General features: G+C 28.2%; 2 protein-coding genes. One reads left to right on the top strand and one right to left on the bottom strand.

All coding sequences use genetic code 11. The annotated features are described in order from the left end of the window. Positions 1-18 precede the first annotated feature (18 nt). Positions 19-1,743, top strand: coding sequence for a DEAD/DEAH box helicase (locus RI76_RS02025; RefSeq protein WP_026072052.1), 1,725 nt, complete (start codon positions 19-21; stop codon positions 1,741-1,743). A gap of 251 nt (positions 1,744-1,994) precedes the next feature. Here RI76_RS02025 and RI76_RS02030 read toward each other — a convergent pair whose 3' ends face one another. Then, entirely contained in the window at positions 1,995-3,749 is a 1,755-nt protein-coding gene (locus tag RI76_RS02030; RefSeq protein ID WP_017192479.1) for an AAA family ATPase, read from the bottom strand. Positions 3,750-3,917: the final 168 nt, after the last annotated feature.

Genomic DNA, 3,917 nt, shown 5'->3' on the forward strand with positions numbered 1-3,917 from the left:
ATAAATAGAGGAAAAAAAATGAGTATATTATTTACAGATTTAAATTTATTGCCACAAACAGAAAAAGCTTTAGAAGAGTTAAATTTTTCAACTCCTACATCAGTTCAAACTATGGCAATACCAGAAATGATACAAGGGAATGACATTATTGTTCAATCTCAAACCGGAACAGGGAAAACTTTCGCTTTCGGCATCCCTACCATTGAAAAAATAGACCCAAAATTAGATAAAACACAATCTTTAATATTGTGCCCTACAAGAGAGTTAGCTTTGCAAGTTTCTCAAGAAATTAAAAAATTATTAAAATTTCACAGAGAAATTAGAACAGCAGTAGTTTACGGTGGAGAATCTTACATTAAACAATTCCATCAACTTGATTTAAAGCCGCAAATCATTATCGCTACTCCAGGTAGAATGATCGATCTTTTAGATAGAAAAAAAGTTGATTTATCAGCAGTTAAAATTTTAATTCTTGATGAAGCTGATGAAATGTTAAAAATGGGCTTCCAAGATGCTTTAGAAACTATTTTAAGCCAAATTCCTAAAGAAAAACAAACAGCTTTATTTTCAGCTACTTTGCCTTTTTCCATTAAGAAAATAGCTTCTAAATACCAAAACAACCCTAAAGTATTAAAAGTTTTACAACAAAATATCGCTGTTAAATCGATTGAACAATTTTATTTTATTGTTAAACATTTTGACAAAAGTAAACTTTTAGTTCGCCTTTTAGATCAAAAAAATCCTGAATCAGCAATTATTTTTGCTAATACGAAAAAAGATGTTGATAATATCTTATCTTACTTACAAGAAAGAGATTTTTTAGCTGACGCTATTCACGGCGATTTAAAACAAAACCAAAGACAACACGTAATGAATAGTTTCCGTAAAAAAAATATTAAAATCTTGGTCGCTACCGATGTAGCCGCTAGAGGATTAGATATTGATGACATTAAAATGGTTATTAACTTTGATTTACCGCATGAAGACGAAGTATACGTACACAGAATCGGTAGAACTGGTAGAGCCGGTAAAAAAGGTGTTGCTTACAGTTTAATAAGTGTTCAACAAGTTTCTCAATTAAAAAAATTAGAAAATTATTTAAAAGAAAAAATAACTGCTGTTAATATCCCTTCAATAGAAGAAATTAAACAAGAACGAAATAAATTATTTGAAACTAAAATTTTTGAATTAATCGAACAAAATCCAGAAGAAAACAATAAAGCAACAACTTTAACAGAAGCTTTATTAGAAAAATTCGATGACAAAACAATTATTAACAATTTATTAAGTCACTTAATGCCTAAAAGTAAAAAATATGAAGAAATAGTTGAACCAAAATCATTCGGTGGTTTTTCAAGTTACCAAAACACTCGTAACAATTACAGAAATAACAACTTTAACAGATTCAACAATTCTAACAGTTATGGTTCCGACAACAGAAGAGAAAATTACGGCAGGAAAAGTAATTCTAACTTCTCCAATAATAATAAATTTGGTAGATTTGGCGGTAGAGATCAAATGACCGAATTAACTATTAATTTAGGCAGAGAAGACGGAATTAATCCACCAGTATTTTTAAAAATTTTAAACGATAAATTTAACATTTATGGCAAAAATATCGGAAACATCAAACATCTTTCTAATAAAACTGTTTTTGAAATTGCTGATCGTTTTGTTAAACAAGTTCAATCTAAAGACAATGTTTATTACGAGAAAAAACTTTTACAAATTCAACCTAGATAATAATAAACTCTCTTCTAATTTACTAAAAGATTTTATTTTATCGCAATATTTAAACCAATTTGTTTTTTTATAACAAATTGGTTTTTTTATTTCATTAAGGAGGATTTTTTTGCTCTTTTGATTTATTTATCAAAAAAAGATTTTTATCTAAAAAAAAAAAAAAAAGACAAAACTTGGAATTGATCGAAAGTTTTGTCTTTTTATTATAAAGATATCTAATGTGATTTTGTTTAGTTTTAATGGATTTTTTATTATTGAGATTTTTGTACTATTTTTCGATCGCATAATAAATCATTCATATCTTTTTCGTAAATTTTTCTCTCTTTGTAAAGTTTGTTTATGACATTTAACAATTTATCATTTGAAAGTAAAGTTTTTCCGGTTATTTGTTTAGTTAACTCTTCTTGCTCCTTACCTTTTAAAGATTCGGAAGACAATGAAGATACGGAATCTTCAAACAATTTTAAAGCTTTGACATAAGAATGGTTCACTATTTGTTTAATCAATTTTTGCGTTTCAGAATCTATTTTAGAATCAAAAACCATTAAAGGTATTTTATTGCTAGAACTTGAAGCATTAGTATCAGGAGGATCAGGTAACATTCCGTATTTCGTCACCATTTGAAACGCTAATGAATAAGCTTTTTTATAATCATCGCTAGCTCCTACGCTAAACTGTCCGTCTCCGTAAAAAAATTCTTCTGCAATTCTTCCTCCTAATGATATTTGAATGCTTTTTTCTAAATCTTTTTTAGTAGGAAAATTACTCGCTTTTTTAGATAAAATCAAAGTATAACCTTCAGCTTGTCCTCTAGGTTCGATAGTTACACGAACAACTTTACGATCTAATTTATGAGCTAATATAGCATGCCCCATTTCATGGATAGCAACTCTTACTTTATCTTCTTCGTTTAATTCATTTGTAGAAATAGGACCTAAAAGAACTTCGTCCATTAAATTATATATTTCTTCATTAGTAACTTCTAAAGATGCAGGTTTTTTCTTTTCATTTTCAAGTTCTTTAGCTTTTTTAGCTAGTGAATCAATTTGAGCCGCACTGAAACCGAATAGATGAATTGTTTCGGCAATTTCTTTAATTCTTTGATCTAGACTTTCTTTGTTTTCTTGAGAAAACATTTTCAAACCAGACCTTTTCAAACTGCCTTCTAATAATTTTTCAGTAGTTTTTAAATCCGGCAAACCCATATATATGTGTTTGCCTAAGCGACCTTGTCTGGTTAAAGCATCGTCTAAAAGATCAAATCTATTAGTAGCCCCAATAATAATGGCTTGTGGTTCGTTTTTATTTTTATTAAAACCGTCTAAATTGGCTAATAAAGCGTTTAAAGTAGATTCATGTTCTGAATGATTATTATCATCACTTTTACTTCTTGCTCTACCGATGGTTTCTATTTCATCAATAAAAATAAAATAAGTGTTATTATTGTCTTTAATCGCTTTTTCTTTCGCTGTTTTAAAAAGATTTCTGATTCGAGAAGCTCCTACGCCAACGTATTTTTCGACAAAATCTGAACCAGTTGCAGAATAAACAGAACTTATACCTTTAAGTTCTCCTGCTAAAGTTTTTGCCAAAAAAGTCTTACCTGTTCCTGGTGGTCCATAAAGTATAACTCCTCTTTCTATTTCGCCTTTTTTAAGATTTTTAGCATATTCCACTAATTTTTTTAATTCGTTTTTTTCATTTGCATAACCATAAAAATCTTCAAATGTTTTATCATAAGTTTTTATCAATTTATCTTTAGCCCATGAATTTTCTTCTTTATTCGCATCAACATCGCCCAACATTGGTTTTGTCGTTGCTTTTGTAATTAATGCTTTTGTTATTATAAAGCAAAAAACACCGATAATTAACAAAACATTCAATAAGATGCTAGTGATATTTTTGATAATGTTGAGCCAATCTTTCTTTCTTTTATGAGGATTTTTGTTAGGATGGTTTTGCTCAAAATGCAAAAACTCATCAAAATTGTTAACATTTTGTGTCATAAATATAATAAACTCCTTTTAAATTTTATTATTTAATAAAAAAAATGCGTCACTGTTTGAATTTTTATAAATATTAATTTCTTTTTGAAAACATTTTTTTAATAAAGTCTAAAATATTTTAACAAAAAAATTACTAATTATGTAGCAGATCGGAAGAGCGTCGTGTAG

Source organism: Milkweed yellows phytoplasma str. MW1, assembly GCF_000309485.1.
GTDB lineage: Bacteria > Bacillota_I > Bacilli_A > Acholeplasmatales > Acholeplasmataceae > Phytoplasma.

Excerpts from the sequence above, each read along its gene's own strand:
- RI76_RS02025 (WP_026072052.1), top strand. The coding sequence starts at position 19 with ATGAGTATATTATTTACAGATTTAAATTTATTGCCACAAACAGAAAAA.
- RI76_RS02030 (WP_017192479.1), bottom strand. The coding sequence starts at position 3,749 with ATGACACAAAATGTTAACAATTTTGATGAGTTTTTGCATTTTGAGCAA.